A 16,072-nucleotide genomic window follows, 5' to 3' on the forward strand; every position below is an offset into this window, starting at 1 on the left:
TCACTATGGACAGTCAACAATGGAGTGACGGAGTCACCTTCACCATGCAACGCGGTCCCTTTCAGAACAACGGCGCCACACCTTGGTACACCCGTGTACAGGTAGGCACACCAGGGCAATCCCTGAAGGTGTCGATGGACACCGGAACCAATATCACCTGGATAACCTCCAGCCTGTGTTCGCCCGACCGATGCCAGCACTTCAGCGCAGGCCGGTTTGACCATCAGGCGTCCAGCACCTTCACCTTCACGGATTGCCTGCAACGGCCCTACAGCTTCGGGCCCTGGGGCACGATGCAGGTAGAATCCGGTTCGGATGTATTGACTCTGAATAACACCCCATTGCCCATTCAACTTCTACTGGCGGCAGACTACACCGGAACGCAGTTTCGCCAATTGGACTGGGACGGCGGCATGGGCTTGCCCAGCAGCAGCGCCTATGTCGACGGGAAAAGCTCGTTTGTGTTTCAGGCGTTGATGAATGCTGGAAAAATCGATCCCCATCAACCCTTCGTTGCCTTCGACTGGGACCCTGCTTCGCGTCGGGGCGTGTGCCAGATGGGGGCAGTGGATGCGGCTAAAACCCGTGGTCCGCACCTGTTTCTTCCGTGGTCGCTCTACAGCAAAGTGCGTGGTGTGGAATACATCTGGTCGACCCCGCTGGCGTCCTACACCGTAGGCGGCGACGTCTTGGCCAGGAACGTAACCTTCGCGCTGGACTCTGGCTCATCCCAATTCAAAGGGGATGACCGGCTGATGCGCCAGACCCTTGAGCGTATTGCCCAGGGCGGCAGCCCAACGGTCGTCCTGGGCTTCGCCGATGGCGAAATCACCCTGGGTGCCGACCTGTACAACGTTTTGATCGAGGACGGTCCAGACAAGGGTAAAACCCTTCCTCAATTCGAGCCGCTGGGACTGACCGACCTGGTGTTGGTGGGTTCGCTGGTGATGGAGTATTGCTACACCGTCTATGAATATCGTGTGGTGCAATGTCGAGCGGGCACTTACTCACTCGCGCCGGTTGGGATATGGCTGTTTAATCGCCCGCAGGGGCCCCAGATTATCAGCCGCTCCTCTTCACGGCGCTTTGAGGCAAAGCCGCGCACGCTTGTCAGTGGAAAGCTGGTGCTCCGCCCGCCCCTAGCGACTGCCCATACAGCGCCGCCGCTTTGCGCCGCCGGCACCTGGAAAAATGACTACGGCTCGGCAATGACGTTGACGGTCACCGGCAATGTCATTACTGGTTCGTATCAGTCATCCACGGGCTCAACGGGCCGATACGCGGTGACGGGTTATCAAGCGAGTACAAGCCCTTCACGGGAAAAAGGGCTGCCTGTGGCATTGGCTATAGACTGGCACTCGCTGGATGAGCAGCAGGCCGACCCGAGTTGGCATTGGGTGTCGGGGTTGTGCGGACAGCTCCATCGGATCGCAGGCGAGGATCGGCTCAATCTATCGCACGTGCTCATCGCCACCGGGGATTTTCCCGATCTGGCTAAACAAGGAGCGTATCTGGACAAACTGAGCTATCGACGGGTTGCAGATGAGGCCATAGAACTACGTCCTATCACCCCCATCTTGGCTTCGGAGCACGACAACCGGTTAAATGGCAGTTGGATGGCAGCGCAAGGATATAACCTGAAACTGCACGTTAGAGCGTCAAGCCAGCATGCTTTAGGTTGTGTCAGCGGCACGTTGACGACGCCTACCGGGCGGGTCGAGGTATCCGGTTTTACTGACATCAACGCGAACTCGGGCGGGCTGTCACGGCAATCGGTAAGCCTCGCCGCACCGCAAAAGAGCGGTGAAGCGGTACTGGCCCTGGCCGGTTCGCTGGATCTTCAAGTGGATGAATTGACCTTGCTGGCGCTGCTCACGTCCTCCACAACAGCGTCACAACGTTATGTGCAAACACAGGTCCAGTCGATCATGTTCAGGAGGACGCTCGGCGCGGGTGCCAATGAAATATAACCAAGCAATCACCGTAGGCTGGAGAGGTCTATGGTGCCGAGGGCAGTCCAGTGTGAGGAATCTGGTCACCCAGGACTCATCCGTCGCCTCACTAAATAATCCGCTTGGATTCAACCTGGCTTGCTACCGGGCCCATTGGAGGAAACTCCAAACGAAAGCTCGTTCCGGATGAATTGCTGTCTACGCTGACCCGACCACCATGCAACTGCATAATTGAGCGAACGATGGCCAAACCCAGCCCGCCAGAGTCGTCCGGCTGACTACGTGACGGATCGCACCGGTAGAAGCGCTCAAACAGTCGAGGCAGATGCTGCGCTGAAATCGGCTGGCCTTGGTTATGCACAATAATGTCAATCCTGTCCCCTAAAGCCATACTGCTAATGGTTACTGGCGTAGCAGGAGAGCCATAACGCAGCGCATTGGCCAGCAAGTTGGCCAGTGCTCTGCGGATCAAAGCAGGATCAGCACGCAATTGATCATGGGCCTGATTGATCAGCGCGACATCACGTTCTTGTGCAACACCTTCAAAATACTCACACAGTTGCTCCACCAGATCGTGCAGGTTGATGAGTTCATCACTGACACATGCGTGCGACTGCTCGGTGCGCGCGAGAAACAGCATGCTATCGACCATTCGCGCTAGACGCTCATACTCTTCCTGATTCGAAACCAGCAAGTTTTGATAGTCTTCGATTGAACGACAATGCCTCAGGGCCTGCTGGGTGTGCCCCATCAGATTGGTGAGCGGGGTGCGCATCTCATGGGCGAGATCCTCCGAGAATCGTGATAGCTGGGCGAACCCCTCTTCGAGGCGTGCAAGCATCTGATTAAGCGCTTGGCTGAGTGCTTGTAGTTCACTCAGTTCGTTGAACTCATCCAGCCGCAGATGCAGATGGTGTACATCAATTGCGGCAGCGCGCTTCGCCAGTAAGCGCACAGGTCGTAAGCCTCGCTGACTTACCCACCCGCCGAGCACAAAAGCCAGCAGCGCACCGACCGACATCGCGAGCCAGAGCTTGAGTCGGTAAGCCCCCAGCATCTGCTCGCGCTCGCTCAACAACTTGCCAGCAATCAGGGTCAAGCCGCGATCACCTTGCATGACATGCTGCCAGGCAAAGCGCACTGCCACCGAAGAGTTACCGTCACTCAACTGAGCCTGGGCTACAGCCGGTAACGCGGGCAAGCTCATGCCGACGGGGTTGATTTCGATCAGCACCTGACCTGCGTCATCGATGATCCACAGCAAGTTGTCGCGATTGCCCAGCATATTTTCGTATAGCTTGGGCCGATCTCTGAGTTGCTCGACGCTGATACTGTCGTTGATCAACGCATGCATGCGCTCCAGGCGCCCGAGCAGGGCCTGGTCATCGCGCCAGGCGATTTCTCGCTGTAACGACTGATAAAGATAAAAACCAATGGACCCTAGCAGCAGCGCACTGACTAACGCGAACATAAGCGCCAGGCGCAAGCTCAGGTTACGCACAAACAGTTTCAGGATTGCACCTCAAGCATGTAACCGATGCCACGCACTGTGTGTATCAACTTTAGTGGGTAAGGATCGTCAACCTTGGCGCGCAGTCGTCGGATGGCGACATCGACCACATTGGTATCACTGTCAAAGTTCATCTGCCAGATTTGCGAAGCAATCGAGGAGCGCGATAGCACCTCTCCTTCCCTACTGACTAACAGGTGCAACAGAGCAAACTCCTTGTTGGTCAGGGTCAGGCGTTCACCCTGGCGCGTGACCTTACGGCTCAACAGATCCACGCTCAGGTCGGCAACCAGGAACTGTTCGACCTCACGGGGCGGCCCCCTGCGCAGGAGAGTACGTACGCGTGCCAATAACTCGGCATAGGAAAAGGGTTTGACCAGGTAATCATCGGCCCCTGATTCAAGCCCCTTGACCCGATCCTCCACGGAGTCCCTAGCAGTAAGAAAAAGCACCGGGGTTTGCCACTTGCGTCGAATAATCTGAAGCAATTGCCAACCGTCCAGGCCCGGCAGCATGACATCCAGGATGATCAAGTCGAACTCACTTTCCTGCGCCAGATACTGGCCCTCCAGGCCATCTAAGGCGACCTCGACCACGTAGCCCGATTCAGTCAGGGCTTTGTGGAGGTAATCCGCTGTTTTCGCTTCATCTTCAACGACCAGGATACGCATCTTTTCCTCCAGAATTGGAGCATAGGCTAGCGCGCTTGGCCGTTTTGGCACATTACATCTTGGTAATCATGAGGCAATCATTCTGACGGTGCGCACGGGGCATCATGCCTGGCGATGACTCAGCCAGACAAAACAAAGGAAAAAAGCATGCGTATACGCCTGTCAGCTTCATTGCTCAGCTCACTTGCAATGAGCTCTGCGCTCGCCGTTGCAGCCCCGGGTCAAGTTGTGCAGCGCAACGACGTTTCATTGGCAATGGCCAATGATTTGCTAACTACCGCGCTGGCAGCGTGTCACGCCGAAGGCCGCACAGGTGTTGCTGCAATTGTCGACAGTGGCGCAAATCTAGTCGCCTTGCAGCGCGACGATAACGTGGGCCCACACAATACATTAGCCGCCCAACGCAAAGCCTATACCGCCCTATCGACCAAGACGCCTACACGACTGTTGGCAGAGCGTGCTCGCAGTACCCCCGATGCGGAAAACCTCAACACCCTGCATGAGCTATTGCTGCTAGGCGGCGGCGTGCCGTTGATGTTTGAAGGGCAAGTCATTGGCGCGATCGGAGTGGCCGGTGCCGGCGGAGCAGCAAACGATGAAGGTTGCGCATTGGCCGCTATCAACAAAATTTTACCTACTGTCAAAAACTAAGGACATCATCATGACTGGATTGAAAACAATCTTCGCTGGCGTTGTATTGAGTGTCGCATCGTCACTGGCATCAGCGGCAGGAAACCCGCTGAGCGTGCATGTCCTCAACTTACAAGATGGCCTGCCCTCCCCTGGTATCAATGTCACATTGGAAAAACAAGACGGTAAGAACTGGGACATGCTCAACAGCGCTTCGACAAATGAACAAGGTCGTATTCCCGGGCTATACCCCGAAGGTCAGGCTCTGGAGAAAGGCATCTACCGTGTAACCTTCAAGACAGGCGAGTGGTTCAAAGCGCATAAGATTTCAAGTTTCTTCCCTGAGGTACCGGTAATCTTTGAGGTAGACGGTGCCGTTGCGCACTACCACATTCCATTACTGCTCAGCCCCTATGGTTTCTCTACCTACAGAGGTAACTGAGCCTCTAACGGGGGCAGTGCAATGAGCTTGCAAGGTGTCTAGAGAATCCGGGGCGGTTCATTGCTGAGTTTCCCGATCACGATAAAAATGAGGTATGCGACCATTAAGGGAGGGCAAATAACTCCACCGATAAGGACGCGCAGAGGAGGCTGGTTGTCGATGCAGCCATGCCAAAATCGCCTCAGCGGCGATAGTCAATGCAAGTTGCTGGCCTGGACATTCATGTCGTCCTGATCCGAAGCTGAAGGTTCGTCGTTGCGTTCGTTTGACCAGGAGTCTATCGGGGTCTGGGTTCGCGTAGGGATCCCTATTGGCTGAAGCGAGTAACACTAGAACGGTATCGCCCGCCTCCAAGACGCTGCCCCCGATAGTGCATCGCTTAGCAACGAATCGCCGGGTGTTTTGCACGGGCGAGTCGTAGCGCGCTACCTCTTCCACCAAGTCTGCAACGAGCATCTGCGTAGGTAGCATGTCTTTAATCAGATCAGGGTTACGATGGAGCGCTACAAGGGTATTGCCGATCAGGCCTGCGGTGGCTTCGCAGGTCTGTGACAACAGGCCGATCAGGTTAGCGATCAATTCATCATGATCTCTCCAGGCGGTGGCTTCGCATCCACTCCAGATATGGCTCAAGAAGCGGCTACTTTCATCGTCGTTGCTCAGCAGCGCGCTGACTAATTGACTAAGTCGGGTGGCCCCGGAATTAGCTTCACCGAGTTGAATTTCGTCGCTTAACGGCGACAGGCAGGCGACAAAATCCCGCGTCAGCCTCGCTACTTCCTGTAGCCGGCTGGATGGAAAGCCTATCAAAGCGGCAATAACGGAAACCGGTAACGTGAACATCAACTCATCTGGGTTTTCGACCGGGTTATCGAGGGTCTCGACCACACGTGACACGATGTCTGCGATGCTATCTGTTTGGACAGAGGCCAAGGCAGGTTCGATAATCATCCTGGGGCACAGGTGCTGTGGGCCTTCGTTCATGCGCATCAAACGACCGAAAATCATTCCTGCCACGCCTTGCGCAATGGCAGGAGGTATCGGCTCGTTTAACGGACGCACCCGACAGTCTGGATGCCCCAGAATGGCTTCGACAGCTTCGGCACTACTTGCAATCCATAAACGAAGATCTGCATCGAATAGCAGGCCGTTTTGTCGCCTGAGACCTGAGTAATAAACGTAGGGATCAGTATGGGTAGCGGCTTCAAAAGGCGTCATTGCGTAAGTCCTGTTCACAAAGAACGGCTACTATCGAGCATCCCTCATGGTGACGATTCGCTCAGGAACGAAATATGGACGCTCGAAGCAATGACACCGCGATTTCTCGGGTAGCCGGCGCTATTGCCGAACCAGCGAGGACGAAAATGCTGTGTTCGCTGATGGACGGCCACGCCCGTACCAGCACCGAAATGGCCGTCATCGCCGACGTCAGTGCGTCCACGGCGAGCGCGCATTTGGCAAGACTAAAAGAGGACGGGTTGGTAAAGTTGCACACGCAAGGCAGGCATCGTTACTACAGTCTGGCTGACGCGCAAGTGGCCCAGGCTATTGAGGCCCTCATGGTGATCAGCCAAAACGCACCTACACGATATGTGTCCACGACCCCAACCCGACTGCAGTTCGCGCGTACCTGTTATGACCACATGGCAGGAACACTGGCTGTACAACTGCACGATCATTTCGTGGAGTCAGGCTGGTTGACCGTGCCAGTTTCCGGGGAGTTGTATCAGCTTACGATGAGCGGCGAAAAAGCCATGACCGGGCTCGGTATCGAGATAGAAAAGGTAAGGGCACAGCGGCGTCGTTTCGCGTGCTCCTGCTTGGACTGGAGCATGCGGCGCCCTCATCTTGCCGGAGCACTCGGAGCGGCTTTTCTACAGACGGTCATAAGCCGCAAGTGGGTTATCCAAGACCTTGATAGCCGGGCACTCGCATTGACATCCAAGGGACGAAAGGAGCTGTCTGGCCTATTCGGGATCATTTTGGAAAACAATGAGAGGGAGAGATCAGTCGCGCGGAATGCGACACCACCCGCCGAACCGGCTCTGCCGGGAGGATAATTACTTATTCCTTTAAGCACCTATCAAGAAGCAGGCATTGCTTCGCGTGCCATATCGAAAATCAAGGTGTATTGGCGGGACGCCTACCTTTTTCTGGATTTAAGCACCACCGGAGCTTCAACATCGAAGGATAGGGATATGAATCACATCTACAAAACGTTTCTACTACCTACGGGTATCGGTATTGCGGTGTTGTGCTCGATGAATGTCGAAGCTATAACGCGGGAAGAAATGCTCAAGCTCAATGCCGCATACCCGCCCGGTAGTGTTATTAGCTGTGAGACGCGGCTTGAAGGAAACGGGAAAAATTTATTGCCAACGCTCCTGAAAACTCGCGCGCACATCAAAGAAAGATCGGGGAACCTGACCCGTACTGATGTGAGCGTAACGTTTGTCCCGCAGGGATCATCAACCACCACAATGACCGTGAATTACCAGTCGCGAGCAACCATGGAAGATGACGGTGAGTTAGTTGATATTGACCCAGATAGCCTAACTGTCTCATTCAGCCCTTCAAATCCAGCTAGCGAGTCCATTGTGGCGAACAAAATGCGCAGTACTCTCCCCCCTACTGGAAGCGATCTAAGGCTATACAAGACGGTAACAATCACCGATTTCCCGTCCTTCATAATCACTCCCAAAGATCAGCCTCCGATCTACTGTTTTAAGGAAGAATAAGCAGTGACACTTTGCATCATCGATGCCGTGTCAGACTTGGAATACGCTAGCCCTTGGTCGATCTGATGGAGTGGTCTGGCATTACTGAGCAGAGCGAGGCGATGACGTTGATTATTGGCGACGCGAACCTGCTGCTGGCACAGCGGACAGGAAATTACCAAGCGGGTTTACAGGAGGATCGGCGCGACCGCGAAGCCGTCAAAATAGAAAAGTTCTGGAACACGTCCACAATAGTTATGGAATACCTATGAAAAGACGCCTCCCGCTTCCCGCTTCCCGAATGCCAGAAACACGAAAGCCCCGTAAGAACGGGGCTTTCGTATGAATCTTGGCGGGAAACCAGGGATTCGAACCCTGGGAACGCTATTAACGTTCGCCGGTTTTCAAGACCGGTGCATTCAACCACTCTGCCAATTTCCCTTTTGCATCACAGGATTAGAATAGACCATCCCGTCTCAGCGGGCGCCATAATACCCGAATGAAACACACTGTCAAACTCTCGCCATCGCTTGTTACAGAGCGTCTGTTATGATCTTTGCGACTGAACGTTTCAAAACTCAAGGAGTGTCGCCATGCGCGAACAGAATTACGCAGTGAATGGCAACGCGCAGGCTGAGCAGCTTGAAGTCAGCCGCGTATTGCGCAACACGTACGGCTTGCTCGCCCTTACCCTCGCATTCAGCGGCGTGATGGCGTTCGTGGCGCAGCAGATGCGTGTTGGTTATCCGAACATTTTTGTCGTGCTGATCGGCTTCTACGGTCTGTTTTTCCTGACCAACAAACTGCGCGATTCGGCCTGGGGCCTGGTATCGGCGTTTGCCTTGACCGGTTTCATGGGTTTTATCCTCGGCCCGATCCTTAACCGCTACCTCGGCATGGCCGGCGGTGCGCAAGTGGTCAGTTCGGCGTTTGCCATGACTGCACTGGTGTTTGGTGGCCTGTCGGCCTACGTGCTGGTCACCCGTAAGGACATGAGTTTCCTGGGCGGTTTCATCACCGCAGGCTTCTTCGTGCTGCTGGCGGCTGTGGTAGCCGGCATGTTCTTCCAGATCAGCGGCCTGCAGTTGGCGATCAGCGCGGGTTTTGTGCTGTTCTCCTCGGTGTGCATCCTGTTCCAGACCAGTGCGATCATCCACGGCGGTGAGCGTAACTACATCATGGCGACCATCAGCCTGTATGTGTCGATCTACAACCTGTTTATCAGCCTGTTGCAGATCTTCGGCATCATGAGCCGCGACGACTGATTTCAGCCGACACAAAAAAAGCCCCGTATCGAAAGATGCGGGGCTTTCTTGTTTTCAAGGGATCAGTACTGGTTGGGTTCCATCTCCAGGTCCACCTTGAAGCGTTCGGCAATGTCGCGCTGGATACGTAGCGCCAGGTCTGCAATATCGTGCCCGGTGGCGGCACCATAGTTGACCAGCACCAGCGCCTGCAGCTTGTGCACGCCCGCATCGCCATCCCGAAAGCCCTTCCAGCCAGCCTTGTCGATCAGCCAACCGGCAGCGAGTTTCATCTGCCCATCTGCCTGCGGGTAGGCCACAAGATCGGGGTATAAGGCTTGCAGTTCAGCCGCAAGGGCTTGGGAGACCAACGGGTTCTTGAAGAAGCTGCCAGCATTGCCGAGCTCTGCCGGGTCTGGCAGTTTTTCGCGGCGGATGCTGCAAATGGCGCGGCTCACATCGCTCGGTGTCGCCTCGGTGATCCCCTGCCCGGCCAGGCGCTGCTGCACCGGGCCGTAGTCGAGTTTCAGGTGGCTGACGCGGCTCAGGGCGAAACGCACGCGCAGGATCAGCCAGCGCCCGATTTCGTGTTTGAACAGGCTGTCACGATAGGCGAAGTTGCATTCCTCCAGGCTGAAATCCCGCAGCTCGCCGGTTTGGCGATCCAGGGCGGTCAGGCCGGCGAATACGTCTTTGATTTCTACGCCATAGGCGCCGATATTCTGCATCGGCGCGGCACCGACGGTGCCGGGGATCAGGCTGAGGTTTTCCAGGCCACAAAAGCCTTGCTCCAGGGTCCAGAGCACAAAGGGGTGCCAGGCCTCGCCTGCTTCGGCTTCAACGATCACCTGCTGACCATCGTCCTGCAACACCCGAATACCTTGGGTGGCCATGCGCAACACCAATGCCGGTAGGTCCTGGGTCAGCAGCAAATTGCTGCCGCCGCCAATCACCAGCAGTGGCAGCGCCTGTGCGGCGGCGTAGGCCAGGGCCTCACGAACATCGGCGTCACTGCGGGCTTCGGCGAACAGTCGCGCGCGCACGTCGATGCCAAAGCTGTTGAAGGGCTTGAGCGATACCTGCGCAAGCACGTGCAAGGTCATAACCGCCCCTTAATTTCGATCACCAATAGGTCACAGGCGTGCTCGATCAGGTCAAGGACCCGCTCAAAGCCTTGTTCGCCTTCGTAGTATGGGTCTGGCACCTCGTCGACCTCAGCGCCATAGCGGCGCAGGAACAAGTCCAGCTCTGCCTTGCCCTGCCCCGGCTGCAGCGCCTTGAGGTTGCGCAGGTTGCTGTGATCCATGGCCAGGATCAGGTCGTAGCGCGCGAAGTCGGCTCGACCGACCTGCTGCGCACGCTGCGCCGAAAGGTCGTAGCCGCGCGCCAGCGCCGCACGCTGGCTGCGCTGGTCCGGCGGGTTGCCGACATGCCAGTCACCAGTGCCGGCGGACGCGACTTCAACCTGCCCGGCCAGCCCCGCATCGCGCAACTTCTGGCGCAACACGCCCTCGGCCGTTGGCGAGCGGCAGATGTTGCCCAGGCAGACGAACAGGACTTCCATCAGGCCCCCAACAGGCGACGGACGCGCTCAAGGTCTTCCGGCGTGTCAACACCGGCGGGCGGCGCTTCCAGGGCGTCGCCGACGTGGATGCGCACGCCATGCCACAAGGCACGCAGTTGTTCCAGGGATTCGGTGTTTTCCAGCCAGCAGGGGCCCCAGCTGACGAAGTCATGCAGGAATCCGGCGCGGTAGGCGTAGATGCCGATGTGGCGGCGATACGGCACACCCTCCGGCAACGCGTCAGGATGCTTGGCGAAGGCGTCGCGCGCCCAAGGCAAGGTCGAGCGGCTGAAGGTTAGTGCCAGGCCGTTGATGTCGCTGACCACTTTCACCACGTTCGGGTTGAACAGCGTAGCGATGTCTTCAATCGGCTCAGCCAGCGTCGCCATGCGTGCTTCGCCGTGGGCAGCGAGGTTGGCAGCCACCTGGTCGATGACGCTTGGCGGGATCAGCGGCTCGTCGCCTTGTACGTTGACCACGATGGCATCGGGCGCCAGGCCCAGCTGCGTGGCCACTTCGGCCAAACGGTCGGTGCCGGAGTTGTGGTCTTCGCGGGTCAGCACTGCTTCGGCGCCGAAGCCTTGGCAGGCTTCGATGATGCGTGGGTCGTCGGTGGCCACCACCACCCGCTCCGCGCTGCTCTTGCAGGCCTGCTCCCACACCAGCTGGATCATCGGCTTGTTGCCGATCAGTTGCAGCGGTTTGCCCGGCAAGCGGGTCGAGGCAAAGCGCGAAGGAATGACAACGGTAAAGGCGGTGGTCATTTATCCAGGCGCTCATCGGAGGTCAGGGTACGGGCTTCGCTTTCCAGCATGACCGGAATGCCATCACGGATCGGGAAAGCCAGGCCGGCGCCTTTGCTGATCAGCTCGGTTTTGTCGGCGCTGAGCTTGAGCGGGCCTTTGCAGATAGGGCAAGCGAGGATGTCGAGCAGTTTGGTGTCCATGAGTGTTTCCTGGAAAGAAGCGTTTTAAGGCAAGAGACGGGCGGGCAACAGTCGCATCAGTTGCGTGTCGAACCAGGCGACGAACGCCGGCGACGGCACCGCATCCACCGCAAGATACCACCAGTCGGGCCGGGCAAAGGCGCGGCACTTGACCGCGTCCTTCTCGGTCATGACCAGCGGCAATGATGGCGTGAAATTCAAGACCTCTGCGCTGTAGGGCGCATGGTCGGCAAAAGCATGGGGGATCGGCTGCCAGTGTAGCGATTCAAGCGTGTTGAAGAAACGTTGCGGGTTGCCGATGCCGGCAACCGCGTGAACCTGCTGGCCAGACGAAAAATACTCGACCGATTGACGCTCACCGGTCTTCAAGTTGATCAACGCCGTGGGCTGTAGACGGAAGGCAAAGCCATCTTCGCGATCAGCGGCGGCGCCGTTATAGAGCAGCGCATCCACGCTCTCAAGACGCTCAACTGGCTCGCGCAACGGCCCGGCAGGCAGGCAGCGGCGGTTGCCAAGGCCGCGCGCGGCGTCGATCAGCACCAGTTCCAGGTCGCGGGCCAGGCGATAGTGTTGCAGGCCGTCATCGGACAGGATCAAGTCCAGGGTTTCACTGGCCAGCAGCGCCTTGACTGCACGGCTGCGGTCGGGATCGATCATCAGCGGCACGCCACAACGCTGCACGATCAGCAGTGGCTCATCGCCAGCCACTGCAGCACTGTGGCTGGCCTCGACCCGCCACGGCAACTGCGGCGGCTTGGCGCCATAACCCCGGCTGACCACCCCCACACGCAACCCGCTGCGACGGCAGTGCTCGATCAACCACAGGATCAACGGCGTCTTGCCGGTGCCGCCCACCGTGATATTGCCGACCACCACCACCGGCACCGGCGATTGATAGATCTCGCCCTCGCCCGCCAGGAAGCGTGCGCGCTTGCCCTGCACGACGCGGCGATACAGCGACTCCAGCGGGCGCAACAGCGACAGCGCCGGGTGCCCTTCATACCAGGCCTTGAGTAAACGATCGGACATGGCCATCAGGGTTGGCTCGCCGCCTCGACGGTACTCATGCGCAGATGGCTGAAACCGAGCTTGCCAGCAGCGTCCATCGCCGTGATCACCGCCTGATGCTGGGTCTTGCCATCGGCACTGATCGACAGCGGCATCTTGGTATCGCCGCCGGATTCTCGCTGCAAGGCATCCATTAGGCTGGCCAGGTCGTTTTTCTCCAGCACCTGGTTATTCACCGAAAACACCCCCTCGGCACTGATGGCGATGTCCAGTTGCTTGACCTGCTGGTCTTCTGCCGGCGAGCCGCTGACCGCTTCGGGCAAGTCGACGCGCAGCTCGGTCTGCCTGGTGAAGGTGGTGGTGACTACAAAAAACAGCAGCAGGATAAACACTACGTCGATCAACGACGCGAGGTTGATGTCGACGTTTTCCCGTTGCTTGCGGCGAAATTTCACGCTCGACCCTCGACCAGATCCACATCACGGTCGCCCTGTACCACTTCCACCAGCTTGATCGCCTCCTGCTCCATGCCCACCACCAATTCATCGATGCGCCGTTGCAGGAAACGGTGGAAGAACACCGAAGGAATCCCGACCATCAGGCCGGCGGCCGTGGTTATCAGTGCCTTGGAAATACCACCGGCCAGTACGGCAGCGTTGGTGGTCATGCCCGAGCCCATGAACGAACTGAAGATGTCGATCATGCCCAGCACGGTGCCCAGCAAACCGAGCAACGGGGCCATGGCGGCAATGGTGCCGAGGGCATTGATATAGCGCTCCAGCTCATGAATGACCCGGGCGGCGGCCTCCTCGATGCACTCCTTCATGATCTCGCGACCATGCTTGGAATTGGCCAGGCCGGCGGCGAGGATTTCACCTAGAGGTGAGTTGGCGCGCAGTTCCTTGAGTTTTTCCTTGTCGAGCTGCTTGTTCTTGATCCAGCCCCACACCTGCCCCAGCAGATGTTCGGGGGTGACGCGACTGGCGCGCAGGGTCCACAGGCGTTCGGCGATGATGCCGAGTGCGGCGATGGAGCTCATGATGATCGGCAACATCATCCAACCACCGGATTTGACCAATTCCCACACAGTGAATGTCCCCTCGAAAAAGTGCGCCACTTTACCATATCGGTTCGTCAGCGGGGTTCGCCGACCTCAGGCTCAAAGGGTAATGCATCACGCCAGAAACGACGTTGACTGCGCGCAACAATCGGCGGTGCGAAGGCGCCCAGTCGCAGACGCACGGCCCCTTGCTCGGCGCTGTCGTAGATCCGGCTACCCAGCGCCTGGTAGCGCTCCAGCACTTGCGGATGAGGATGGCCAAACGCATTGCCACGGCCGCGGGAGATCAACACCGAGCGGGGCGAAAGCCTTTGTACAAAGGGCCAGGACGAAGAACTGCGACTGCCATGGTGGGGTGCCTGCAGCCAGTCGGTCGCCACCGCCAGGGGCGACTCAAGCAAGGCCCGCTCGGCGGCGCGGTCAATATCGCCGGTCAGCAACAGGCGCTCGCCATTGGCCTGGACCTGCAACACACAGGACTTCGCGTTGCCTTCAACCGCGTCCGACCATTGCCACAACTCAAACACCACGCCGTCCCACTCCCAACGCTCGCCGCTCACACATGGCTGGGTCCCGAGAAATGTCGGCAACCTTTCGGTCTCGCCGCCCACTACCCGGCGGATGGCCAACCCACGGGCAACCGCGGCGGCCCCACCGGCGTGGTCGACGTCGGCATGGCTCAGCAGCAGCATGTCCAACCGCCCTACCCCGAGCTTTTTCAACGCTGGCAACACCACGCTGGCGCCCAGATCGGACGCTCCCGAACGCGGCCCCGCATCGTAAAGCAGGGTGTGCCGACGGGTGCGCAGGATCAATGCCTGACCCTGCCCGACATCCAACTGCAGCACCTCGACCTGCCCATGGGGCACTGATTCCCTGGGTGGAAACACCGCCAGCAACAGCATCGGCCAGCCCAGCAGGCGCAACGGCACGCCCTTGGGCAACAGCAACAACACCGCGCCCGACAGGCTGATCAGCCAGCAGCCCAGCGGCACCTCGGCCGGAGTCCAGGCCGGCAGTTGTTCCGCCAGCAACGCGAGGCCGCGAAACAGTCCGTCCAACGCAGCACCGGCCAGCCACAATAGATGCTCGCCCACCCATGGCAGCGGCAAGAGTGCAGTCCCGAGCAGCGCCAACGGCAACACCACCAGGCTGATCCAGGGCACCGCGAACAGGTTGGCCAACGGCGCGCTCAGGCTGATCGGCAGCCCCAGCGCCAGCAATACCGGAAACAAACCGAGTGCAATGAGCCACTGCGCGCGGGTCCACGCCTGCCACACACTCCAAGCGCCCAAGCGCCCGCTGAACGCCAGCACCAACACGGCAACGGCCGCGAACGACAACCAGAATCCAGGCTGCAAACTGGCCAACGGCTCCAGCACCAATACCCCATTGAGCGCGAGCAGCAGCGGCCACCAGGCACCCAGATGGCGAAACCGCAAGCGCCACAGCAGCACCAGCCCGACCATCACGCAGGCACGCTGCACGGGCACACCGAACCCTGCCAGCAAGCCATAGCCCAGCGCAGCGGCAAACGCCAAGCCACACGCCCACGGCAGCCAAGGCAGGGCCCGCGGCCAATAGCCGTAGCGCGCCAACCCGGCGACCAGCGCGTAGATCAACCCCGAGAGCAAACCAATGTGTTGGCCGGAAATCACCAGCAGGTGCACCGTGCCGGTGGCTTGCAACACCTGCCAATCCTGGGGCGCCAGTGCCGAACCGTCCCCCAGCACCAACGCCGCCAACCCGGCCTCGCGCCCCTGGGCATCCACGCTCAACAGGCGTTGGCGCACGCTGTCGCGCCAGGCGTTACGCGCAGGCGACAGGCGCATGCCATCCTTTACCGAGCCTGTGGCGCCTATACGATGGGCAAGCAACCAGGCCTCGCGGTCAAAGCCATGAAAATTAAGCAACCCCGCCGGCCGCTTGAGCGTGACCGCCACGCGCCAGCGTTCACCGCTGTGCACCGCCGGCCCAGCGTGCCAGGACACTTGGATACGCTTGGGCAACCGGGTATTGCGCGAGCGACTGTCGGCCAGCTCGAACCGTACACCGCTGCCAGTCTGCTGCGGCAACCCGACGACACGCCCTTCCAGCCAGCGTGTCTGCCCATCCAGTGCCGGCCTAAGGCGATCATCCAGCGCCCACTGCGCACTCAGGCACGCCCAACTCAAGCCAAATAGAAAGAACGCCAGGCAATAGGTGCGAAATGGCAACAACATCAACGCCACCACTGGCATGGCCAGCAGCAGGCCGACCGGCGGCAACACCGGTAAAAAGCGCAGGGTCAACAACCCCAGTGCAAACGCGAACATCCCTGCTCTCATG

18 protein-coding genes and 1 tRNA gene are annotated in these 16,072 nt (G+C 58.6%); 7 read left to right on the forward strand and 12 right to left on the reverse strand.

Annotated elements, in window-relative coordinates:
- The first annotated feature begins 5 nt into the window (after positions 1-5).
- Positions 6-1,970, forward strand: coding sequence for an avidin/streptavidin family protein (locus AC3ISR_RS16760; protein WP_489324380.1), 1,965 nt, complete (start codon positions 6-8; stop codon positions 1,968-1,970).
- Between the two features lie 91 nt (positions 1,971-2,061).
- Here the strand turns inward: AC3ISR_RS16760 and AC3ISR_RS16765 are convergent, their stop codons facing one another.
- Positions 2,062-3,465 carry a heavy metal sensor histidine kinase gene (locus tag AC3ISR_RS16765; RefSeq protein ID WP_463983615.1) on the reverse strand — a complete coding sequence of 468 codons (1,404 nt, stop codon included), beginning with the start codon at positions 3,463-3,465 and terminating at the stop codon, positions 2,062-2,064.
- Complete coding sequence (locus AC3ISR_RS16770) at positions 3,462-4,133, reverse strand: heavy metal response regulator transcription factor (protein WP_192296466.1); 672 nt, start codon at positions 4,131-4,133, stop codon at positions 3,462-3,464. Before AC3ISR_RS16770 ends, AC3ISR_RS16765 begins: the two co-directional genes overlap by 4 nt.
- A gap of 147 nt (positions 4,134-4,280) precedes the next feature.
- Between AC3ISR_RS16770 and AC3ISR_RS16775 the strand changes: the two genes are divergently transcribed.
- Positions 4,281-4,784, forward strand: a complete 504-nt coding sequence (locus AC3ISR_RS16775; protein ID WP_192296467.1) for a GlcG/HbpS family heme-binding protein — start codon at positions 4,281-4,283, stop codon at positions 4,782-4,784.
- A gap of 10 nt (positions 4,785-4,794) precedes the next feature.
- On the forward strand, positions 4,795-5,205 hold the full coding sequence (uraH, locus tag AC3ISR_RS16780; protein ID WP_463983603.1) for a hydroxyisourate hydrolase: 411 nt from the start codon (positions 4,795-4,797) through the stop codon (positions 5,203-5,205).
- Between the two features lie 57 nt (positions 5,206-5,262).
- Here uraH and AC3ISR_RS16785 read toward each other — a convergent pair whose 3' ends face one another.
- Positions 5,263-6,423, reverse strand: a complete 1,161-nt coding sequence (locus AC3ISR_RS16785) for a cytochrome P450 (protein WP_463983602.1) — start codon at positions 6,421-6,423, stop codon at positions 5,263-5,265.
- A 74-nt stretch (positions 6,424-6,497) separates the two neighbouring features.
- On the opposite strand from AC3ISR_RS16785, the gene AC3ISR_RS16790 reads away from it, so the two are divergent.
- The 3 genes from AC3ISR_RS16790 (at position 6,498) to AC3ISR_RS16800 (ending at position 8,194) form a co-directional block, all read left to right on the forward strand.
- Complete coding sequence (locus AC3ISR_RS16790; RefSeq protein WP_463983601.1) at positions 6,498-7,265, forward strand: ArsR/SmtB family transcription factor; 768 nt, start codon at positions 6,498-6,500, stop codon at positions 7,263-7,265.
- A 138-nt stretch (positions 7,266-7,403) separates the two neighbouring features.
- Positions 7,404-7,943, forward strand: coding sequence for a hypothetical protein (locus AC3ISR_RS16795; RefSeq protein WP_463983600.1), 540 nt, complete (start codon positions 7,404-7,406; stop codon positions 7,941-7,943).
- 53 nt (positions 7,944-7,996) lie between these two features.
- Positions 7,997-8,194: a hypothetical protein gene (locus AC3ISR_RS16800; protein ID WP_192297245.1), complete on the forward strand. Its 198-nt coding sequence runs from the start codon at positions 7,997-7,999 to the stop codon at positions 8,192-8,194.
- A 78-nt stretch (positions 8,195-8,272) separates the two neighbouring features.
- On the opposite strand, the gene AC3ISR_RS16805 is transcribed toward AC3ISR_RS16800, so the two are convergent.
- Positions 8,273-8,363 (reverse strand) — tRNA-Ser (locus tag AC3ISR_RS16805).
- A 152-nt stretch (positions 8,364-8,515) separates the two neighbouring features.
- On the opposite strand from AC3ISR_RS16805, the gene AC3ISR_RS16810 reads away from it, so the two are divergent.
- Positions 8,516-9,187: a Bax inhibitor-1/YccA family protein gene (locus AC3ISR_RS16810; protein WP_192296518.1), complete on the forward strand. Its 672-nt coding sequence runs from the start codon at positions 8,516-8,518 to the stop codon at positions 9,185-9,187.
- A gap of 62 nt (positions 9,188-9,249) precedes the next feature.
- On the opposite strand, the gene murB is transcribed toward AC3ISR_RS16810, so the two are convergent.
- From murB to AC3ISR_RS16850, 8 genes are read right to left on the reverse strand one after another with little or no spacing between them, the layout of a single operon-like run.
- The gene (murB, locus tag AC3ISR_RS16815) at positions 9,250-10,269 is read right to left on the reverse strand and encodes a UDP-N-acetylmuramate dehydrogenase (protein ID WP_192296519.1); all 1,020 of its coding nucleotides are present in this window, start codon (positions 10,267-10,269) and stop codon (positions 9,250-9,252) included.
- The gene (locus tag AC3ISR_RS16820; RefSeq protein WP_463983599.1) at positions 10,266-10,730 is read right to left on the reverse strand and encodes a low molecular weight protein-tyrosine-phosphatase; all 465 of its coding nucleotides are present in this window, start codon (positions 10,728-10,730) and stop codon (positions 10,266-10,268) included. Before AC3ISR_RS16820 ends, murB begins: the two co-directional genes overlap by 4 nt.
- A complete protein-coding gene (gene kdsB / locus AC3ISR_RS16825; RefSeq protein ID WP_192296521.1) occupies positions 10,730-11,494 on the reverse strand; it encodes a 3-deoxy-manno-octulosonate cytidylyltransferase in 765 nt (254 codons plus the stop codon). The genes AC3ISR_RS16820 and kdsB overlap by 1 nt, the downstream gene beginning before the upstream one ends.
- Positions 11,491-11,676, reverse strand: a complete 186-nt coding sequence (locus AC3ISR_RS16830; protein ID WP_192296522.1) for a Trm112 family protein — start codon at positions 11,674-11,676, stop codon at positions 11,491-11,493. The genes kdsB and AC3ISR_RS16830 overlap by 4 nt, the downstream gene beginning before the upstream one ends.
- A 24-nt stretch (positions 11,677-11,700) precedes the next feature.
- A complete protein-coding gene (gene lpxK, locus AC3ISR_RS16835; RefSeq protein WP_463983598.1) occupies positions 11,701-12,711 on the reverse strand; it encodes a tetraacyldisaccharide 4'-kinase in 1,011 nt (336 codons plus the stop codon).
- Positions 12,711-13,139, reverse strand: coding sequence for an ExbD/TolR family protein (locus tag AC3ISR_RS16840; protein ID WP_192296524.1), 429 nt, complete (start codon positions 13,137-13,139; stop codon positions 12,711-12,713). Before AC3ISR_RS16840 ends, lpxK begins: the two co-directional genes overlap by 1 nt.
- Complete coding sequence (locus AC3ISR_RS16845; RefSeq protein WP_463983597.1) at positions 13,136-13,771, reverse strand: MotA/TolQ/ExbB proton channel family protein; 636 nt, start codon at positions 13,769-13,771, stop codon at positions 13,136-13,138. The genes AC3ISR_RS16840 and AC3ISR_RS16845 overlap by 4 nt, the downstream gene beginning before the upstream one ends.
- 47 nt (positions 13,772-13,818) lie before the next feature.
- Positions 13,819-16,071: a DNA internalization-related competence protein ComEC/Rec2 gene (locus tag AC3ISR_RS16850; protein WP_463983596.1), complete on the reverse strand. Its 2,253-nt coding sequence runs from the start codon at positions 16,069-16,071 to the stop codon at positions 13,819-13,821.
- Position 16,072 lies beyond the last annotated feature (1 nt).

It is taken from the genome of Pseudomonas sp. GL_117, assembly GCF_057835125.1.

What these genes read in the sequence shown, in the direction of transcription:
- AC3ISR_RS16760 (WP_489324380.1), top strand. Translation starts at nt 6, where the DNA reads ATGGACAGTCAACAATGGAGTGACGGAGTCACCTTCACCATGCAACGC.
- AC3ISR_RS16770 (WP_192296466.1), bottom strand. Translation starts at nt 4,133, where the DNA reads ATGCGTATCCTGGTCGTTGAAGATGAAGCGAAAACAGCGGATTACCTC.
- AC3ISR_RS16775 (WP_192296467.1), top strand. Translation starts at nt 4,281, where the DNA reads ATGCGTATACGCCTGTCAGCTTCATTGCTCAGCTCACTTGCAATGAGC.
- uraH (WP_463983603.1), top strand. Translation starts at nt 4,795, where the DNA reads ATGACTGGATTGAAAACAATCTTCGCTGGCGTTGTATTGAGTGTCGCA.
- AC3ISR_RS16785 (WP_463983602.1), bottom strand. Translation starts at nt 6,423, where the DNA reads ATGACGCCTTTTGAAGCCGCTACCCATACTGATCCCTACGTTTATTAC.
- AC3ISR_RS16790 (WP_463983601.1), top strand. Translation starts at nt 6,498, where the DNA reads ATGGACGCTCGAAGCAATGACACCGCGATTTCTCGGGTAGCCGGCGCT.
- AC3ISR_RS16795 (WP_463983600.1), top strand. Translation starts at nt 7,404, where the DNA reads ATGAATCACATCTACAAAACGTTTCTACTACCTACGGGTATCGGTATT.
- AC3ISR_RS16810 (WP_192296518.1), top strand. Translation starts at nt 8,516, where the DNA reads ATGCGCGAACAGAATTACGCAGTGAATGGCAACGCGCAGGCTGAGCAG.
- murB (WP_192296519.1), bottom strand. Translation starts at nt 10,269, where the DNA reads ATGACCTTGCACGTGCTTGCGCAGGTATCGCTCAAGCCCTTCAACAGC.
- AC3ISR_RS16820 (WP_463983599.1), bottom strand. Translation starts at nt 10,730, where the DNA reads ATGGAAGTCCTGTTCGTCTGCCTGGGCAACATCTGCCGCTCGCCAACG.
- kdsB (WP_192296521.1), bottom strand. Translation starts at nt 11,494, where the DNA reads ATGACCACCGCCTTTACCGTTGTCATTCCTTCGCGCTTTGCCTCGACC.
- AC3ISR_RS16830 (WP_192296522.1), bottom strand. Translation starts at nt 11,676, where the DNA reads ATGGACACCAAACTGCTCGACATCCTCGCTTGCCCTATCTGCAAAGGC.
- lpxK (WP_463983598.1), bottom strand. Translation starts at nt 12,711, where the DNA reads ATGGCCATGTCCGATCGTTTACTCAAGGCCTGGTATGAAGGGCACCCG.
- AC3ISR_RS16850 (WP_463983596.1), bottom strand. Translation starts at nt 16,071, where the DNA reads ATGAGAGCAGGGATGTTCGCGTTTGCACTGGGGTTGTTGACCCTGCGC.